The organism is Syntrophomonas sp. UBA1041 (genome assembly GCF_002316705.1).
In the GTDB taxonomy this organism is placed as follows: Bacteria; Bacillota; Syntrophomonadia; order Syntrophomonadales; family Syntrophomonadaceae; genus DTU019.
Window position 1 is genome coordinate 22,196 of sequence record NZ_DCEA01000064.1, and the last position, 17,827, is coordinate 40,022.

General features: G+C 49.9%; 18 protein-coding genes and 1 other RNA gene. 17 read left to right on the plus strand and 2 right to left on the minus strand.

The window, feature by feature from the left end:
* On the minus strand, window positions 1-1,001 hold a 1,001-nt coding region (locus B2633_RS09325; protein ID WP_483170341.1), incomplete at its 3' end, for a sensor histidine kinase.
* Between the two features lie 40 nt (window positions 1,002-1,041).
* Window positions 1,042-1,740 (minus strand): VanR-ABDEGLN family response regulator transcription factor, encoded by a 699-nt coding sequence (gene vanR / locus B2633_RS09330; RefSeq protein ID WP_483170342.1) that lies wholly within the window; start codon window positions 1,738-1,740, stop codon window positions 1,042-1,044.
* A gap of 369 nt (window positions 1,741-2,109) precedes the next feature.
* On the opposite strand from vanR, the gene B2633_RS09335 reads away from it, so the two are divergent.
* From B2633_RS09335 to B2633_RS09415, 17 genes are all read left to right on the plus strand, one after another.
* Window positions 2,110-2,820, plus strand: coding sequence for a CAP domain-containing protein (locus B2633_RS09335; protein WP_483170343.1), 711 nt, complete (start codon window positions 2,110-2,112; stop codon window positions 2,818-2,820).
* Window positions 2,821-3,319: 499 nt separating this feature from the next.
* Window positions 3,320-3,805, plus strand: a complete 486-nt coding sequence (nuoE, locus tag B2633_RS09340; protein WP_483170345.1) for an NADH-quinone oxidoreductase subunit NuoE — start codon at window positions 3,320-3,322, stop codon at window positions 3,803-3,805.
* A 15-nt stretch (window positions 3,806-3,820) separates the two neighbouring features.
* On the plus strand, window positions 3,821-5,638 hold the full coding sequence (locus B2633_RS09345) for an NADH-ubiquinone oxidoreductase-F iron-sulfur binding region domain-containing protein (RefSeq protein WP_483170346.1): 1,818 nt from the start codon (window positions 3,821-3,823) through the stop codon (window positions 5,636-5,638).
* Window positions 5,639-5,652: 14 nt separating this feature from the next.
* Window positions 5,653-7,398, plus strand: coding sequence for an NADH-dependent [FeFe] hydrogenase, group A6 (locus B2633_RS09350; RefSeq protein WP_483170347.1), 1,746 nt, complete (start codon window positions 5,653-5,655; stop codon window positions 7,396-7,398).
* A 219-nt stretch (window positions 7,399-7,617) separates the two neighbouring features.
* Entirely contained in the window at window positions 7,618-8,706 is a 1,089-nt protein-coding gene (locus B2633_RS09355; RefSeq protein WP_483170358.1) for a BMP family ABC transporter substrate-binding protein, read from the plus strand.
* A 63-nt stretch (window positions 8,707-8,769) separates the two neighbouring features.
* Window positions 8,770-10,305 (plus strand): ABC transporter ATP-binding protein, encoded by a 1,536-nt coding sequence (locus B2633_RS09360; RefSeq protein ID WP_483170348.1) that lies wholly within the window; start codon window positions 8,770-8,772, stop codon window positions 10,303-10,305.
* A gap of 31 nt (window positions 10,306-10,336) precedes the next feature.
* Window positions 10,337-11,407: an ABC transporter permease gene (locus B2633_RS09365; RefSeq protein ID WP_483170349.1), complete on the plus strand. Its 1,071-nt coding sequence runs from the start codon at window positions 10,337-10,339 to the stop codon at window positions 11,405-11,407.
* The gene (locus tag B2633_RS09370) at window positions 11,404-12,333 is read left to right on the plus strand and encodes an ABC transporter permease (protein WP_481042026.1); all 930 of its coding nucleotides are present in this window, start codon (window positions 11,404-11,406) and stop codon (window positions 12,331-12,333) included. The genes B2633_RS09365 and B2633_RS09370 overlap by 4 nt, the downstream gene beginning before the upstream one ends.
* A gap of 45 nt (window positions 12,334-12,378) precedes the next feature.
* Window positions 12,379-12,699 (plus strand): amidohydrolase family protein, encoded by a 321-nt coding sequence (locus tag B2633_RS09375; protein ID WP_483170351.1) that lies wholly within the window; start codon window positions 12,379-12,381, stop codon window positions 12,697-12,699.
* On the plus strand, window positions 12,653-13,057 hold the full coding sequence (locus B2633_RS09380; protein ID WP_483170352.1) for a hypothetical protein: 405 nt from the start codon (window positions 12,653-12,655) through the stop codon (window positions 13,055-13,057). The genes B2633_RS09375 and B2633_RS09380 overlap by 47 nt, the downstream gene beginning before the upstream one ends.
* 68 nt (window positions 13,058-13,125) lie before the next feature.
* Window positions 13,126-13,391, plus strand: an RNA gene (gene ffs, locus B2633_RS09385) — signal recognition particle sRNA large type.
* A 155-nt stretch (window positions 13,392-13,546) separates the two neighbouring features.
* Window positions 13,547-15,097 carry a DNA polymerase III subunit gamma/tau gene (gene dnaX, locus B2633_RS09390; protein ID WP_483170353.1) on the plus strand — a complete coding sequence of 517 codons (1,551 nt, stop codon included), beginning with the start codon at window positions 13,547-13,549 and terminating at the stop codon, window positions 15,095-15,097.
* 12 nt (window positions 15,098-15,109) lie between these two features.
* On the plus strand, window positions 15,110-15,436 hold the full coding sequence (locus B2633_RS09395; RefSeq protein ID WP_483170354.1) for a YbaB/EbfC family nucleoid-associated protein: 327 nt from the start codon (window positions 15,110-15,112) through the stop codon (window positions 15,434-15,436).
* Between the two features lie 42 nt (window positions 15,437-15,478).
* On the plus strand, window positions 15,479-16,072 hold the full coding sequence (recR, locus tag B2633_RS09400; RefSeq protein ID WP_481042032.1) for a recombination mediator RecR: 594 nt from the start codon (window positions 15,479-15,481) through the stop codon (window positions 16,070-16,072).
* A gap of 69 nt (window positions 16,073-16,141) precedes the next feature.
* A complete protein-coding gene (locus tag B2633_RS09405) occupies window positions 16,142-16,426 on the plus strand; it encodes a DUF2508 family protein (protein WP_483170355.1) in 285 nt (94 codons plus the stop codon).
* Window positions 16,427-16,430: 4 nt separating this feature from the next.
* Entirely contained in the window at window positions 16,431-16,697 is a 267-nt protein-coding gene (locus B2633_RS09410) for a pro-sigmaK processing inhibitor BofA family protein (RefSeq protein WP_481042036.1), read from the plus strand.
* A 231-nt stretch (window positions 16,698-16,928) separates the two neighbouring features.
* Window positions 16,929-17,612, plus strand: coding sequence for a hypothetical protein (locus B2633_RS09415; RefSeq protein ID WP_483170356.1), 684 nt, complete (start codon window positions 16,929-16,931; stop codon window positions 17,610-17,612).
* Window positions 17,613-17,827 lie beyond the last annotated feature (215 nt).

Consider the following 17,827-nt stretch of genomic DNA (forward strand, 5'->3'; position numbering starts at 1 on the left):
GCGGTCAGTATTTGCCTGGCTATGGCCAGGCCCAATCCAGCGCCTCCGGTATGGGAGGGGCGGGAGGAATCCAATCGATAAAACTTCTCGAAGATGGTGTCTAACTTTCCGGGTGGAATGGGGTCGCCCCGGTTTGCGAAGGTGATAACTATGTTGGTGTTGTCCTCAACGGCAGCAATAGTAATGGGGGTGTTCTCATAGCTATAAGCCATGGCGTTCTTTAAGACATTGTTAAACACCCGGGCCAATTTATCGGCATCTCCCCACAGGGTAAGGCCCTCCGCGGCATTAATCAAAATCTGCTTTCCCAACGGAGCCGCCAGGGGATAGAATTCATCAGCCATCTGCTGGAGCATGAACGGTAAATTGATCCTCTGTCTATTCAAGACCATATCCTGCAAATTAAATCGGGTAATCTCAAAAAATTCATCGATTAAAACTTCCAAACGGTAGGCCTTTTCCAGGGTAATAGCGGTGTATTTGGCCTTCTGCGCCACCGGCATATCCGGGGCTTCGTCTAAAAGGCTCAAGTAACCGATGATCGAAGTCAACGGCGTTTTAATATCATGGGCCAGATAAACCAGCAAGTCGTTCTTGCGCTGCTCGGCTTCCTTGGCGGCCCGTTCCCGCTGTTCCAATATGCTTCTGGCTTTATTTAGCTTGGACTCCATAAAGTCCATTTCCGGGGATAGAACAATGTCCTCCGCGGCCCCCTCAACCAGCTTATCCAAGCCCGCACTTATTTCATTGAAATATTTTGTCATTCGCGCCAAAGCCCAATAAAAGAGAAATAGTAACAGGAGGAATAAACCGCCAGCCAGCCACAGGGTTTTGTTGTTGCGGAACAGTTGTTGATATAAATTGATGCTCTCCCGCTGGGATAATGACAGAACATTTTGGCAGAAGGCTACAAACCCGCTGGCAAAGATATCCTGAAGAAATCCATCAATGAGGATATGCTGAATTAATATTCCTAGCAGTATAGCCGCTGATGCAATCATGAGTACCTGCAGCAATATTTTTCTGTTCAGTCTGGAGAAATCATTTCTCAATCTTGTAGCCAACTCCCCATACGGTTTTGATATATTTGGGCCGTTCCGCCGAATCATTCATTTTTTCCCGTAAATGCCGGATATGAACCATAACGGTGTTGTTGCTGCTGGTAAAATATTTTTCACCCCAAACCTGTTGGAACAACTCTTCGGAACTGACCACCCGGCCGCGGTTGGAACATAAAACCCATAGAATCGAGAACTCTGTGGGAGTAAGGGAAAGTTGCCTCTCGTTTAACCTGCATTCATGGGTATCCTTGTCCAGCACCAGGCCCGAAAACGCGATCAGCCGCTCTTCACGGTCGGGCCCCGCAGTATTGTACCTGGTGAACCTGCGCAGCTGCGCCTTGACGCGGGCAACTAATTCCAAAGGCCGAAAAGGCTTGGTGATATAATCATCAGCCCCCAGGGTCAGCCCGGTAATTTTGTCAATTTCTTCTTCCTTGGCGGTCAGCATAATGACCGGGTAGTTGTATTGTTCGCGGATTTGCCGGCAAATGGTGAATCCGTCGATATCGGGAAGCATCACATCTAAGATCGCCAGGTCCAATTTCTCTGTGCGAATGCAATTAAGGGCATCCTGCCCGGTATAGTATTTAAAAACCGTATAATTTTCGTTCTTTAGGTAGACTTCCACCAGATCCGCGATAGCTTGCTCATCATCGACTATCAGGATATTAGCCGGCATAAAATCAGCTTCCCTCCCAATAAGAATATGTCCATCATCATTATACCCTCAAGCTAATGACCATTTAGCCGCAATTATCTTAATAAAAGCTTAAGATTTTAATGAAGGGGGAGGATCAGAATGCTGAATACTAATTCTATAAATCCTATAATTTTTCATCCCATTCAGATATCAATTTTGGAGCACCGGTAACACCCCAAGAATAAGGTATGCAGGACCTTATTCAACAAAGGTTGAGCAGGGCTGCCTGGCGGCTAAATACTGTTATTGGGATTTAAGGTTAAGACTGCAAAATTTGTCAATGGTTATATTTTACACTAGTAAACGGTAAGAACATTGGTTAATAATGTGGAAAAGGAGGTAGCAATCATGAAAAAACTCTTCTCAGTAGTCTTGATGTTATTGTTTATATGCATCCCCCTGCAGATTCCCGATAACACCGCCCCGGTAGACGAAGTTGCAGGCGTCTTTACAAGCACCACTGTCAAACAAGTTCAGGTCACTGCCAGTACGGTGAATTTCAGGACCGGGGCCAGTACCAACCACAGGATTATAACCACTTACAAAAAAGGGACTGTTTTAGATGTTATCGGCAAGATCGGCAGATTTTATGTGGTCAAGAACAGTAAAGACACGGTAGGTTGTGTATCCGGAAATCTCGTTAAGCCTTATACTCCTTCAACGTCTTCAGACGACAGCAATTTTTCCGCCATGCAAAACGAAATGCTGGGATACATAAATGCTGATCGCAAAGCCAATGGCCTGTCACCATTGACTCTTACCAAAAAACTGTGCGATGGGGCTTACCTAAAATCCAAGGATATGGCAGTAAATAATTACTTCAGCCATACCTCGCCTACCTATGGCAGCCCTTTCAATATGATGCAAAGCCTGGGGATCAGCTACTCGGCCGCCGGTGAAAACATTGCCATAAACACTAGTGTTAAAGGGGCCCACAATGCCTTTATGAATTCATCCGGCCATCGCGCCAATATACTCAGCAAGAGCTTCTCCAAAGTAGGTCTGGGCTTCTACCAGAAGGACAGGTCTATCTACGTTACGCAGTGGTTCACCAACTAATCCCATGATAATCTGATCATAGGACTTAAGGCAAAAACCAGCTCTCGGAATTACCCCAAAAACAGAAGAGACGGCTCGGTCTCGTTGCTGCGAGCGGTCCGCGCGAGTATTGTTAATAAACCGGCATTCCAGATATACTGGAAGCCGGTTTATTTATTATTTGGCATAGCTTTGCTTCTGACACTTGATTTGAGATACTTGCTGGTTTGGCACGAATTGGTGGAGTCCAAAGAGCAAGAAGAGCACCGCTGTGGCAGATAGATTACTTCGGGAATAAGTATGCGGCTTTTAAGTAAAAACCACGCAAGCGGAAGATAAATTTTTCACAAGGCCATAATATGTCGAAATATGTCGTTGCGGCTGGCTAGCTTTAACAGACTTGCCTAAATAGCCGGTTTCGCCCTTTGCGTTTGCATTATCACCCTATTAAACTAGAACATGGCTTAAGATTGTGAAATAAAGTGCATATATTGTTTTATTACTTAGGAGGATGATACTGATGTGCAGTGACTGCAAAAATGTTTTGAAAGAAGAAAAATTCAGCCAACTTGATCGTTACATCTCATCTTTGGAAGATACCAAAGGCGCACTAATTTCCGTTTTGCACCAGGCCCAGTCCATCTTTGGATATTTGCCGCAAGAAGTTCAGAGTTATGTGGGCAAAAAGCTTAACATCCCCAGCTCCAAGGTAAATGGAGTTGTGACCTTTTATTCCTATTTCACAGAAAGGCCCAAAGGGGAGCATATTATTCAAATCTGTATGGGCACAGCCTGTTTTGTGAGAGGTTCGGAAAGCATTCTTAAGATGCTCGAGGAGAAGCTCAGGGTAAAAGCGGGTCAGACCACCGGAGACGGCAAATTCAGCATCGACCCCTTGAGATGCGTGGGAGCCTGCGGATTAGCCCCGGTAGTAAGTATTGACGGCAAAGTATTTGGTTGGGTAACCCCTGATCAGATTGACAATTTACTGGCGAAATACGAGTAAGGGGGAGGTTTGGCAATGAGGAGAATAAATAGCTTTGATGAACTCAAATCGCTTCATGCAGAGCTTTCCAAACCCAGCGGCGTTACCCGGGTATATGTCGGATTCGGGACTTGTGGCATAGCTGCCGGGGCCAAGGATTCCATGGCAGCCATGCAGGATGAGATACAAAAGCTTGAAATTACAGATGTTGAACTGATTAGGGTCGGTTGTATGGGCAGCTGCTATGCGGAGCCTACCTTCGAAGTGGTGCGGCCCCATCAGCCTGCGGTAGTATACGGCTATGTAGATCAGGATAGCGCCAGGGAAATAGTGAGAATTCATCTGGCAGGAAACCGGCTGCTGGAACACCAGCGGATTCCTAAACCGGGAATTGACGACCGGCAGGTGCGTATTGCTTTGAGGAACTGCGGCACAATTGATCCGGAATCCCTTGAAGACTATATAGCGGTACAAGGCTATCGGGCTTTGGGACAATGTCTCACCACAAAAACAGCGGAGGGGATTATTCAAGAAGTGATTGGGTCAGGCCTCAGAGGCAGAGGCGGCGGCGGTTTCCCCACAGGTTTAAAGTGGAAAACCACAGCCTTAGCCCGGGACGATCAGAAGTATATCATCTGTAACGCGGATGAGGGCGACCCCGGTGCGTTTATGGACAGAAGCATTCTGGAAGGCGACCCCCATAGTGTTCTGGAGGCCATGGCTATTGCGGGTCATGCGGTTGGAGCCAGTCAAGGCTATGTATACATAAGAGCAGAATACCCTCTGGCGGTTGCCAGGCTCTTGATCGCTATTGAGCAGGCCCAACAGGCCGGGTTGTTGGGCAAAAACATTATGGGCACCGGGTTTGACTTTGATATAGACATCAAATATGGAGCCGGGGCCTTCGTTTGCGGGGAAGAAACTTCGCTGATTCATTCCATTGAAGGAGACCGGGGCGAGCCCAGCAACAAGCCTCCGTTTCCGGCGGAAAGCGGCCTTTGGGGCCGGCCTTCTTCGGTGAATAATGTTGAAACCCTGGCCAATATCACCGCCATTATCCTTAAAGGACCGGACTGGTTTAGCTCAATTGGCACAGAACAAAGCAAGGGCACCAAAGTATTCGCCCTGGCTGGAAAAATAAAAAGAGTCGGTCTGTACGAAGTCCCTATGGGTATAACCGTGCGTGAGATAGTATATGAAATGGGTGGCGGCATTATCGATGATAAGGCATTTAAGGCGGCTCAGACCGGGGGACCGTCCGGGGGATGTATTCCCGCAGTATATTTGGATACCCCGATAGATTATGACAGCCTGGCTGCTATTGGCTCTATGATGGGTTCGGGCGGCATGATTATCATGGATGAAAATGACTGCATGGTCGATGTAGCCAAGTTTTACCTGGAATTTATCGTAGAAGAGTCCTGCGGGAAATGCACGCCCTGTCGAATAGGCAATAAGCGACTCTATGAGATGCTGGATAAAATAACCGGCGGCAAGGGAAGCCTGAAAGATCTTGCCAAGCTCAAAGAGCTTGGCGAAACCATTAAGGATACTTCTCTATGCGGCTTGGGACAGAGTTCCCCCAACCCCATACTCAGCACCTTGAAATACTTCCACCAGGAGTACGTAGGGCATGTTCAAGACAAAAAGTGCCAGGCCGGGCGCTGTTCGGCTCTTTTAGCATACTGCATCGATCCCGAAAAGTGCAGCGGCTGTATGGTTTGTGTGAAAAAATGCCCGGCACAATGCATCGAAGGCGCAGTCAAAAAGCCGCATCGTATCATACAGGATAAGTGCATCAAATGCGGTTCTTGCATGGCGGTATGTAAATTTGGCGCCATAGAGAAGCGCTAGGGGAGGAGAAAATTATGAATGAAGTAAAAATCGAAATTAATGGTGTAGAGTTGTCAGCTCCAGCAGATTTGACCATATTGCAGGCCGCCCGTCTGGTTGATGTAGATATTCCAACACTATGTCATCTCGATCTGCACAATCCCCAAGTAGCCTTCAAAGAGGCTTCATGCCGGGTATGCATGGTGGAAATCGAAGGCAGAAAAAATCTGGCCCCGGCCTGTATCACTACAATAACCGAGGGAATGCGGGTCAAAACCAGCACCCCCAGAGCGATCAGGGCCAGGAGAACCTCGGTGGAACTCCTGCTGTCCGATCATCCCCAGGACTGTTTGGTCTGCGAAAAGAACCAGAACTGTGATCTGCAGCAGCTGGCGGCTAAGCTGGGCTTAAGAAATGAGCTCAAATACCAAGGGGCTGTGTCCTGCTATGAAAAAGATTGCTCCAGCAATTCCATTCAGAGAAATCCTGATAAATGCGTACTCTGCCGGAGATGCGAAATTATGTGCAACGACTTCCAAACCTGCGGCGTACTCTCAGCTGTGGGCAGAGGTTTTGAGACCATTATCAAACCCCCCTTTGGATTGCCTATGATGGAAACCGCCTGTACATTCTGCGGTCAATGCGTGGCGGTATGCCCCACCGCGGCCCTTTCGGAAATGAGTGTGGTCAGTGAGGTTTGGGATGCCATCAATAATCCCGATAAATTTGTAGTTGTTCAAACCGCTCCTGCAGTTAGGGTAGCCCTGGGCGAAGAGTTCGGCATGGAACCCGGGCAGGCGGTGACCGGCAAAATGGTAGCCCTGCTCAGGAAATTGGGTTTTGACAGAGTATTCGATACGGATTTTGCGGCGGATCTTACCATAATTGAAGAAGCCTCAGAGTTTGTACACCGCCTGCAGCACAATGGCATTCTGCCTATATTGACCAGTTGCTGTCCGGCCTGGGTCAAGTTCTTTGAACACCAGTTCCCTGATTTGATGGCTATCCCCTCCAGTTGCAAATCTCCCCACGAGATGTTCGGCGCCATCGCTAAAAGCTACTATTGTGAGAAATTCGGAATAGACCCGCAAAGACTTATAGTGGTATCGGTGATGCCCTGTCTGGCCAAAAAATACGAAGCAGCCCGGCCTGAACTCAGCAACAAAGGGAGCAGAAATGTTGATTATGTCATAACCACCCGGGAATTAGCCAAAATGGCCAAAGAAGCCGCTATAGACTTTAAAGTGCTGGAAGACGAAGTATTTGACAATCCGCTGGGTGAGTCCACCGGTGCTTCGGTAATATTCGGAGCCACCGGCGGGGTAATCGAAGCCACCTTGAGGACGGCTTATGAATGGCTGACCGAAACCACTCTGGAGAAGGTCGATTTTGAGGAGCTGCGCGGTATGAAAGGCATCAAATCGGCTACTGTCAAAATCAATGGTATGGATGTGCGCATCGCCGTTGCTCACGGGCTGGGAAATGCCAGAACACTCCTGGAAAGTATCCGGGATGGTTCATGCCGCTACCACGCTATCGAAATTATGGCTTGTCCCGGCGGCTGCGTGGGCGGCGGCGGGCAGCCTTATCACCACGGTGACATCGAGGTATTGAAGGCTCGCACCAGGGCCATCTACAATGAAGACCGGAATAAAACCCTGAGAAAGTCTCATGAAAATCCGTATGTGCAGGAGCTTTATAAGGAATTCCTGGGGAAACCTTATCAAGATAAAGCGATCAAATTCCTGCACACTCACTATACGGAGCGGGAAAATATTTAACAAAATGAACCTGCTTGCACAAATTGAGGAGTTGCATTTGATAAAAGCCGTTAATGCGGATATAGATTATTTATTGACGAATAATCGAAATTACTGGAGGAATTGTGCAAGTAAACCAAGAATTAATAACTCCATGTATGCTGCCCCAGTTGGATACTAAAACTATGATTTGAAGGAGGTTGAACCGTGAAGAGACCTACTAGGAAAAATCTGGCCCTAATGCTGCTGCTGGTCTTTATGTTAACGGTTGTGGCAGGCTGTGCAGACAAAAAGGAAGAGTCTCAGACGGCCCCGCCGGCTGCAGGACAGGAGTTGCTGGTGGGCTTTATCTATGTGGGCCCCCCCGGTGATGCGGGTTGGACCTATGCTCACGATCAAGGCCGAAAATATCTGGAAGAGAAACTGCCTTACGTGAAAACCATTTTTCAAGAAAGCGTGAGCGAGGGCGCCGATGCGGAACGGGCTTTAAATGAGCTGGCGCAGAAGGGCTGTAAAGTGATATTCGCCACCAGCTATGGTTTTATGGACAGCGTCATCCAAGTAGCGCCCAAGTATCCGGATGTGGTCTTTATGCACTGCTCCGGCTACAAACGGGATGCCAACGTAGGCACTTACTTTGGGCGGGATTATCAGCCCCGTTATTTGAGCGGCCTGGTGGCAGGCAAGATGACCAAAAGCAACGAAATCGGCTATGTGGCAGCCTATCCGATCCCTGAGGTGATACGCTGTATCAATGCTTTTACGGTAGGGGTACGGGAAGTAAACCCCAGCGCTACAGTAAAAGTAGTCTGGACCAATACCTGGTATGATCCGGCCAAGGAGAAACAGGCGGCTTTAAGTCTGATAGAGGACGGCTGCGATTTGATTACGCAGCATCAAGACAGCTATGCGGCCCAACAAGCTGCCGAAGAAAAGGGCGTTTTGGCCATTGGCTGCGACAGTGACATGCACCCCTTCGCCCCCAATGCCAACCTGACTTCCCCCATTTTCAACTGGGGAGACTATTATGTCAGAACAGTTGAACAGGTTAAGAACGGCACCTGGAAAAGCGGAGACTACTGGGGCGGATTGGAAGACGGCATCGTAGCCTTGGCCCCCATTTCCGATAAGGTTCCCGCAGATGTCAAACAAAACGTAGCTGCACAGGAAACCGGTCTCAAGGAAAAGAAATTTGACGTATTTAAAGGCCCTGTCAAAGACCAGCAAGGGAACATCAAAATTGAAGCCGGCCAGACCATGAGCGATCAAGATATGCTGGCCCTTAACTGGTTTGTTGAAGGGGTAGTGGGAACGATTCCTGCACAATAAAGAACAGCCCCGGTTGAAACCAAGGGAGAAGAGGCGGCCCAAGGCCGCCTCTAATATTGAATCATGACAGTTGCCTTAGTGGAAATGCAGAATATTTGGAAATGCTTCCCCGGTGTGCAGGCCAACCGCGGTGTTGACCTGTGCTTGCTGCCCGGGGAGATTCATGCTTTGCTGGGCGAAAACGGAGCCGGTAAAACCACGCTAATGAGTATTCTGGCGGGCATGTATCGCCCCGATAAGGGTAAGATCATACTCAAGGGGCAAGCGGTAGCGTTTAATTCTCCTCAAGACGCTATGGCTAAAGGCATCGGGATGATTTATCAGCACTTTATGCTGGTTCCGCGTTTAACCGTGGCTGAAAACATTATATTGGGAGACAAGCGCTATCCTTTCTGGATACGAAAAAAACAGCTTAAAACGGAAGTTGAAAAGACCATCGCACATTATGGTTTCCAATTGGATCCCGACAAAAAAGTGAGCGGCTTATCGCTGGGAGAACAACAGCGGGTGGAAATACTTCGCGCCCTCTACCGAAAAAGCGAGGTGCTGATTCTTGATGAGCCCACCGCAGTGCTGACCCCCGGGGAGGCCCGGGAGCTTTTTACAATCCTGAGGCAGATGGCAGACGAGGGCCGGGCCGTGATCTTAATTACCCACAAACTCAATGAGGTTATGGCAGTAGCTGATCGGGTAACAGTCTTGCGCAAAGGCGAGGTTGTTGAAAGCCTGCCTATTAGCAGGGTGGACAGTCGCAGCTTGACCCGCACGATGATAGGGCGGGAGACCCGGACGAATTACCGCAAGCTCCTAGAGAAAGACGGTTCGGTGGCATTGAAGGTGGAAGCGTTGCAGGTGGCAGGCGACCGGGGAGAGCTTATGGTCAAAGGGATCAACCTGGAGGCTAGAGAAGGGGAGATGGTGGCCATAGCCGGCGTGGCCGGCAATGGACAGGAAGAACTCCTGCAAGCCCTGGCGGGTATGAGAAGGGCAACTGCCGGGCGGGTCTTTTTGCAGGGAAGCGATATCACCCGTCTTACTGTGCGGGAGTTGCTGCAAAGAGGCGTGCGCATGATTCCGGAAGACCGGATGCATACCGGATTGGTCGGCAACTTGGGCGTGGCTGAAAATATCATATTGCGCGATTACCAGAGTCCCGCCTACAGTTCTAAGACCTTATTAAAATCTAAACATATTGATCAGGTGGCAAAGAGCCTGGTGGAGAGGTTTACTATTTCGACCCGCGATTTGATTAGTCCGATTCGCTTGCTATCGGGAGGCAACCTGCAGCGCTTGATGCTGGCCAGAGAACTGCTGCCCAAGCCAGCCTTATTACTGGCGTCCTATCCAGCCCGCGGCCTGGACGTAGGCGCCGCTGAGCATGTTTATGCCCTGCTGGATGAAGCCCGCAGCCAGGGAACCGCTATACTGGCGGTGATGGAAGATCTGGAAGAAATCCTTCAGCACGCTGACAAGGTGGCGGTGATGTATAATGGAAGACTGTCGCCATTGATTCCGACAGGAGAGGCCGCCATGGATCAGCTGGGCGCCTGGATGGCGGGGATAGACTGGCCGCAAGAGGCTTCACCCGCGGTCAGTTAGTCATGTAAAGATTAAAAGGAGTGTTGCTTGAATGCCCTTTCATTTAGTCAGACGGCAAGAGAGCGGTATGGGCATACGCATAATGGTACCGTTGTTTTCGGTGCTTTTATCGCTACTAGCCGGTGCTGTCTTGTTGTGGCTTTACGGGCATTCTCCGCTGATAGTCTATGAGAGCATGCTGAAAAGCGCCTTTGGCAGCTATTACGGCTTTTCGGAGACCCTGGTCAAAGCCATCCCGTTGATGCTGGCCGCCTTGGGCATATCTCTGGCTTTTCGCATGAAGCTTTGGAATATCGGCGCTGAAGGTCAGATTTATATGGGGGCTTTCGCTGCCAGCGGGGTGGCCTTGGCCTGGGGGCAGTGGTCGGCCTGGGTGTTGCTGCCGGCGATGATATTGGCCGGCATGCTGGCCGGAGCCCTGTGGGCTTATATACCCGGAGTGCTCCGGGCTTCTCTGCAGGTGAACGAAACCCTTAGCTCCTTGTTGCTAAATTATGTGGCAATTCTCTGGGTGGATTATCTGGTCCTGGGGCCGTGGAAGGACCCCAAAGGCCTGAATTTCCCGCTGACCCCGCGCTTTACCGAAAATGCCACTTTGCCTACTTGGGGCGATTCAAGAGTACACTTGGGGTTGCTGGCAGCTCTGTTATTGGCGGTCATCCTGTGGGTAATAATGCGCCGCAGCCGCTGGGGCTACGAAATACGGGTAATCGGGGAAAGCTGGGATGCGGCCCGTTATGCGGGAATGAATATTTCGCGAAACATCGTACTGGTTATGGCATTAAGCGGTGCATTAGCGGCGCTTGCCGGGGTGTTTGAGGTCGCTGGCATCACCCACCGGCTGCAGCATGGATTGTCTCCGGGTTATGGATATAGCGCCATAATTGTGGCCTGGTTGGGACGCCTGAACCCCCTGGCTATCGTGCCGGTAGCAGTCTTGTTCGGAGGCATGCTGGTGGGGGGCTACAGCATTCAGACCGAGGGGGTGCCGGTATCAATTGCCCTGATTCTTCAGGGATTAGTGCTTTTCTTCCTTTTAGGCGGAGAGGTGTTTCTCAGTCATCGCCTGGCCAGAAATGATAAAAGTGAGGTTGAGGGATGAGCAGTATCATGATGGTTGAGTTCCTGGCCGCAGCGGTTCAAGCCGGAACCCCGCTTTTGTTGGCAGCCTCCGGGGAGATGCTGGCGGAGCGTTCCGGGATAATGAATCTGGGTGTGGAAGGCATGATGCTGATGGGGGCTGTATCAGGTTTTCTGGTTACGGTATTGACCGGCAATAACTGGTGGGGAATCGCAGCGGCGCTGCTGGCCGGGGGTCTGATGGCCTTAATCCATGCCTTGATCTGCATAACCCTGCGCGGCAACCAGGTAGTGAGCGGACTGGCTCTGACTATCTTCGGCAGCGGTTTAAGCGCCTTTATTGGCAAAGGCTATGTCGGCACTCCGCTGACAGATCGTTTCGCTGCTTTTCCAATCCCCGGCCTTTCGGAAATTCCAGGTATTGGCAGGGTGCTGTTTCAACAGGACGCCCTGGTCTACCTGAGTTTTATCCTGGTGCCGGTATTATATCTTTTGCTCTATAAAAGCTCATGGGGCCTGGCTTTGCGCGCCACCGGGGAAGACCCTGCTGCAGCTGACGCCAACGGCATTAACGTAGCTCGGATGCGCTACTTAAATACTTTCCTGGGCGGTGCCCTGGCCGGTTTGGGTGGAGCCTATCTATCCCTGGCCTTTGCCCCGGCATGGATGGAAAACATGACCTCAGGGCGAGGCTGGATTGCCCTGGCATTGGTTATTTTCGGCATGTGGAACCCGCTTTGGGTCATGGCGGGAGCGTATCTATTCGGCGGGGTTGAGGCCTTGACCTTTCGACTTCAAACCATCGGGGTTACTATCTCCCCGCTGTTTTTACAGATGCTGCCCTATGTCCTGACGATCCTGGTCTTGATCGCAGCCGTACAGAGACGGGCACAGGAGGCCGGACCGCCGGCAGCCCTAGGGCTGCCTTATGACAGGGAAGAGCGCTGACGGATTAGTTGATCCCAATTACCGGGGTCTGAGGGAGAATAAGTCATGCCGGTATCAAAAGATTTTGAAAAAATGAGATTAACCGCTCTGGGCCAGGCAGCGGCAGATGTTCTGCTTATCAACGGCCAGGTCTTGAGCGTTTTTAACGGTGAACTGCGACAGGCCAATGTGGCCATTTGCGGCTCTCATATTGCCGGGGTAGGAGACTATCAAGAGGGCAGGCAGGTCATAGATTTAAAAGGCCGCTATATTCTCCCCGGTTTCATCGACAGTCATATCCACATCGAGAGCACCATGCTTACCCCGGCATCTTTCGCTTATGCTACGGCCCCCTGGAACTACTGCAGTTCTGGCCGATCCGCATGAAATCGTCAATGTGATGGGAATGGATGGCTGGCGCTATATGTTAAAGTCCTCCCAGGGGCTTCCGGTCGAGTTTTTCTGGCAGGTCCCTCCATGTGTACCGGCTACCTGCATGGAAACCAGCGGTGGAGAGGTGGGCCTGGCTGAATTGGAACAAGCTCTGCAGTTATACCCCGATTGCCCCGCCTTGGCCGAAATGATGAACTATCCCGGTGTATTGTACGGATCGCCGGCAGTGGCGGAATTGATCCAATCCGCTCAAGAAAAGGGTTTATCGGTAGAAGGGCATGCGCACGGATCGGGCCAAAATTTGGCCAGGAGGACGAAATTGCTATTACGTCATTTTCATGTTATAATTTGAACCTGCCCCACCATGTGAGGCTGTAATTAGATGAAAAGGGCTGGGTTTAAAGCCTCTTTATAGATTTGCCGTGCTAGATGGGGAATTAGCGGTGCCCTGTAACCTGCAACCCGCTATAGCAGGGTCGAATTCCTGAGCCGAGGGTATATTCTGTGAGGTCTGACTGCAACAAGTGACGTCGAAATCTGGGTCCTTCGCAATGAGACATCTTGAACTGTGTCAGGTCCGGAAGGAAGCAGCACTAAGGGATTCATCTTATGTGACGAAGGGAAGCCTGGGTGGAGTTAACTACTGTAGTAACGCTTGGAGAGTATATTCGAGGCCAGGTGCACGGCGTTATTAATTTATATGCAAATCATTTTGACGGCAGGACGAAACCTGCTGTTTTTGGTTTTTCAGCAGGAAACCGCTAGGTTATCGAGAATCTACTTGATAATGGACTCATAGATGGTGGCATTTGCCGGGAAGGAGTTGAAATCCATGTCCTATATGGCCTTATATAGAGCCTGGCGCCCGCAGAATTTCTCGGAAGTAGTCGGTCAGGAGAAAACCGTCAAGGCTTTGCAGAATGCACTCCAGCAGGGGCGTGTTTCCCATGCCTACCTTTTTTCGGGGCCAAGAGGAACCGGCAAGACCAGTATAGCCAAAATAGTTGCCCGGGCGGTAAACTGCAGCCGTCCTGAAGAAGGGGAACCCTGCAATCAGTGCCCTTCCTGTGCGGACATTCTGCAGGGCAACTTCATGGATGTTATAGAAATAGACGCCGCCTCTAATCGGGGCATAGATGAGATTCGGGACTTGCGGGAAAAAGTCCGCATGCTGCCGGCCCAGGGAAAAAAGAAGGTTTATATAATCGATGAAGTACATATGCTGACAACGGAGGCCTTTAATGCCTTGTTAAAAACCCTGGAAGAACCCCCCGATTCGGTAATATTCATCCTGGCTACCACTGAACTGCAAAAGATACCGGCCACCATTCTTTCCCGGTGCCAGAGCTATCATTTCCGCCGCCTCACAGCGGAAGAGATTGTGGAACGCCTCAGGCAAGTAGCATTGAGTAATAAAATGAAGGTGTCTGCAGAAGGCCTGGAATTGATTGCCCGGCGGGCCAACGGCGGGCTGAGGGATGCTTTAAGCTCTTTAGATCAGATCTATTCTTACAAGGGAACGGAAATTGATAAGCAGGCTGTATTGGATGTACTGGGATTGGTGGACGACTTGTACCTGAGCCGTTTAATGGAAGCCATTTTTGCCCGGGATGTGGGTGCGGTTATAGAAATGCTGGGACAGGCCCTGCAGGAAGGCAAGGAAGCGCAGCAGATTGCCCGTGAAGCAGTATTGTATTTGCGCGACCTCCTGGTCTATTCCCTGTTGGGAACAGAAGCGGAACTGGCCGTGGTTACAGATTCAGCCCGGCCCTACCTGGATAATTTACGGGAGAAGATTGAACCTGCGCAGGTGATGAAAGCCTTAAATACGTTAATGGCCGGGGCTGACCGTTTGCGTTTCAGTGAGGGCAACCGCTTTCAATTGGAAATGGCGTTCTTGGAATTGGTGGCCCTGGGGGCGGAGCAAAAGCCGTCGGCTGACGCCAGGCCCCCGCGAACAGTCAGAACCAAAGCCCCGGTATCGGTCACAAAGCCGGCGCAAAACGCATCAGCAGATGGGACCAAGACCCAGAGTAAAGCTGCGGAATCTCCGAACGGGGGCGACGGCAAAACCACACAGCAGGCATGGGCCAGACTATTAGCCGCAGTGAAAGAAAAGAAGATACCCACGCATGCGCTCCTGGCTCAGGGGAAACTGCTCGAGCATAAAGATCAGGCAATAACAATCGGTTTTAAAAAAGCCTATAAATTTCACAAAGAAAAGCTGGAAGAAAGCGCCAATAAGAATATACTCGAGGAATCCGCTAAAGAGCTTTGGGGACGCTCTGCGTCTGTCAGTCTGGTGTTCCTTGAGGAGGATTCCGCCCAGGACCCGGTAGTAAAAAGAGCCCTGGAATTGTTTGGCGAAGATATTGTAGAAGTCAAGGAATAAGGAGGAATAAGGATGAAGTTCAATCCCATGGGGCCCAACATGAATAAGATGATGAAAGAAGCCCGCAAAGTTCAGGAGCAGATCGTGCAGATGCAGGAAGAACTGCGCCAGAGGGAAATGGTTGTGACCTCGGGAGGCGGAGCGGTTACAGTTCGGGTCAACGGAAAGCAAGAGATATTGAGTCTTAAAATAGCTCCCGAAGCAGTGGACCCCGATGATGTGGAGATGCTGGAAGATATGATAATAGCTGCTGTCAATGAAGCGGTGAAACAGTCGCAGGATATGGTATCCGCCGAGATGGCCAAAATTACCGGAGGATTTAACATCCCCGGGTTATAATTGGCATAACTCACCAGAAGCTGTATGAATGGATGACTTATCATGAGATTGACCCGTTCTCTGGAAAACTTGATCGAACAACTGCAGAAACTACCCACTATAGGCCCTAAGACAGCCCAAAGACTGGCTTTGCACCTGTTAAAGACGCCTGAACCGCAGGCCCGGGCATTGGCAGAAGCCATAATTCAGGCACGCACCACCGTCAGGCCTTGCAGTCAGTGCGGGTATTTGACCGAATCTGATCCCTGCGTAATTTGCCGGGACTTGACCCGGGATACAACCTTGTTGTGTGTCGCCGAGGAAGCCAGCGATGTAATGGCCATTGAGCGCAGCGGGTATCGAGGGCAATACTATGTCATTAATAAAGAATTTAAGCTCATGGGCGACCGCAGCCTGGAAGATCTCGATTTTTCTGCGCTGCTTTCCAAAATTTCCGGGGGGGGGGTTAGAGAGTTGATCCTGGCATTGAATCCCGATATAGACGGCGAGGTCCTGGCACGGTACATCGCTGGGCTGACAGCTCCCTTTCCGGTCCGCATCACGCGCCTGGCCCATGGTCTGCCCGTTGGCGGCGACATCGAATATACCGATGAAATCACCCTGCGCAAGGCCATAGAAGGCCGTAAAGAAATCTGACATATTGAACCGGCTCCTGGCATAAGATGGAAGTAAAAAGCGCTCTTAAGCACTGCCAGGAGGGATTCGATGGGATTAGCCAGCAAAATATGGGCGAAAACCAAAGAATACATCTGTATGAAAGAGGAGCCTGCCAGCGATGCATACGGGCAGGAACAGATGCTTGAACTGGCCAAACAGGAACTGGATTTGGCCTATAATATGTTTTCCCGGGCGGAGGATCCGGATATGATTGAATGTGCAGTTTTTAACCTGAAAGCAGCTGAAAAGCGATATGATTTCCTGATCAAGCAAGCCAAGCAACAATCTGGCAAAACCAAAGACAATAAACCTAATATGGATGGCAGGGGGTAGCGATATGCCCGGTATTAATGTTGCAATTGCGGCGATTGTGGTTGTGGTGATTCTCTATTTTGTGCTGAAGATGTTTTTAAAGCCGATTCAACTGTTGTGGAAGCTGGCATTAAACTCGGTAGTAGGATTGGTTTTATTGATGATATTCAACTATCTGGCCAGTTACTTTGCCTTTTTTATACCTATAAATATCATCACTATTCTGATCGCTGGTTTTTTAGGTGTACCTGGAGTATTGTTGCTGGTCGCTTTTCAATATCTGCTTAAATAAATAGCGTATATTACCTGGGGTTCATAGAGGCTGGCAAACAGCCCTTTTTTTATGGCCTTGGCTCGGTCTAGGTAGAAAGTGCGGATTGGGGCATAATATAAAAGCTCCGTTAAAAAGGCCAAAATTAAGGGATAACATATATTGCTCAATGTGTGTATTATTTGTGAGCAAATAGAAATTATTGACGCACAATTACCCCTACTTTATACTTATACTATTACTTGTTAGGAGGTGTTCCGGTTTCATTCCCAGATTGACAGAATAGTCGAAGCTTACATAGGAGAATACGCCAGCGGCAAGAGCGAATTGGCCATCAATCGTGCACTGGAACTGAAACAGCAGGAGCACCGAGTGGTTCTCGTTGATCTCGACACCGTTGAACCGTTTTATACCTTGAGGCCTTTAAAAAGGCTGTTAGAGGAAAAAGGGTTGGAAGTGATTGGCTTATCCAGTGAGGATGCCTTCGGTCTGGGTGAGACCGGGGCGATGTTGACCCCGCAGGCCAGGTGGGCCTTATGGCGCGAAGGGGATATTATTTTAGATGTGGGTTACGGCGTTATGGGCGCTCAGACCCTTAATCTGGTAGAGGGCGCTTATGAATCGCCGCACTTAAGAATCCTGGCAGTAATTAATGCCCTGCGGCCAATGACTAACTCTCAGGATAGGATCGTAGAATACCTGCATAATCTGGGGCGTGTTGATGCGGTTATCGCCAACAGCCATTTAGGAGATGAGACTGACGCAGAACTAGTGTTGAATGCAAACCGAATCGTTTTTTCAGTTGCCCAGCAAATGGGCCTGCCGGTGGATTATGTAGCAGTTGATGAGAAATTGAGGGATGAAGTCCCCGGCGAACGATTCCCTGTGCCGGTCAAATACATTAAGAGGTATATGCCCGGCGCTATGTGGAAATGAAGAAGCCACATCTGATTTAGAATGGGAGGTGCTTAAGACAACATGCAGGCAACAATTGGAGAAAGCAAAAAAGCGTTTATGACCGGTAATGAGATTGTGACCTGGGCTGCTCTGGCTGCAGGGGCAGAGGTCATGTTTGGATATCCCATTACTCCACAAAACGAGGTTATGCACTACTGGACCCGCTTGGCCCCCAAATATGGTCGTGAATTCTT

Bases quoted from the DNA above. Each gene is read 5' to 3' on its own strand.
- vanR (WP_483170342.1), bottom strand. From the start codon at position 1,740: ATGCCGGCTAATATCCTGATAGTCGATGATGAGCAAGCTATCGCGGAT.
- B2633_RS09335 (WP_483170343.1), top strand. From the start codon at position 2,110: ATGAAAAAACTCTTCTCAGTAGTCTTGATGTTATTGTTTATATGCATC.
- nuoE (WP_483170345.1), top strand. From the start codon at position 3,320: ATGTGCAGTGACTGCAAAAATGTTTTGAAAGAAGAAAAATTCAGCCAA.
- B2633_RS09345 (WP_483170346.1), top strand. From the start codon at position 3,821: ATGAGGAGAATAAATAGCTTTGATGAACTCAAATCGCTTCATGCAGAG.
- B2633_RS09350 (WP_483170347.1), top strand. From the start codon at position 5,653: ATGAATGAAGTAAAAATCGAAATTAATGGTGTAGAGTTGTCAGCTCCA.
- B2633_RS09355 (WP_483170358.1), top strand. From the start codon at position 7,618: ATGCTGCTGCTGGTCTTTATGTTAACGGTTGTGGCAGGCTGTGCAGAC.
- B2633_RS09360 (WP_483170348.1), top strand. From the start codon at position 8,770: ATGACAGTTGCCTTAGTGGAAATGCAGAATATTTGGAAATGCTTCCCC.
- B2633_RS09365 (WP_483170349.1), top strand. From the start codon at position 10,337: ATGCCCTTTCATTTAGTCAGACGGCAAGAGAGCGGTATGGGCATACGC.
- B2633_RS09370 (WP_481042026.1), top strand. From the start codon at position 11,404: ATGAGCAGTATCATGATGGTTGAGTTCCTGGCCGCAGCGGTTCAAGCC.
- B2633_RS09375 (WP_483170351.1), top strand. From the start codon at position 12,379: ATGCCGGTATCAAAAGATTTTGAAAAAATGAGATTAACCGCTCTGGGC.
- B2633_RS09380 (WP_483170352.1), top strand. From the start codon at position 12,653: ATGCTACGGCCCCCTGGAACTACTGCAGTTCTGGCCGATCCGCATGAA.
- dnaX (WP_483170353.1), top strand. From the start codon at position 13,547: ATGGCCTTATATAGAGCCTGGCGCCCGCAGAATTTCTCGGAAGTAGTC.
- B2633_RS09395 (WP_483170354.1), top strand. From the start codon at position 15,110: ATGAAGTTCAATCCCATGGGGCCCAACATGAATAAGATGATGAAAGAA.
- recR (WP_481042032.1), top strand. From the start codon at position 15,479: ATGAGATTGACCCGTTCTCTGGAAAACTTGATCGAACAACTGCAGAAA.
- B2633_RS09405 (WP_483170355.1), top strand. From the start codon at position 16,142: ATGGGATTAGCCAGCAAAATATGGGCGAAAACCAAAGAATACATCTGT.
- B2633_RS09410 (WP_481042036.1), top strand. From the start codon at position 16,431: ATGCCCGGTATTAATGTTGCAATTGCGGCGATTGTGGTTGTGGTGATT.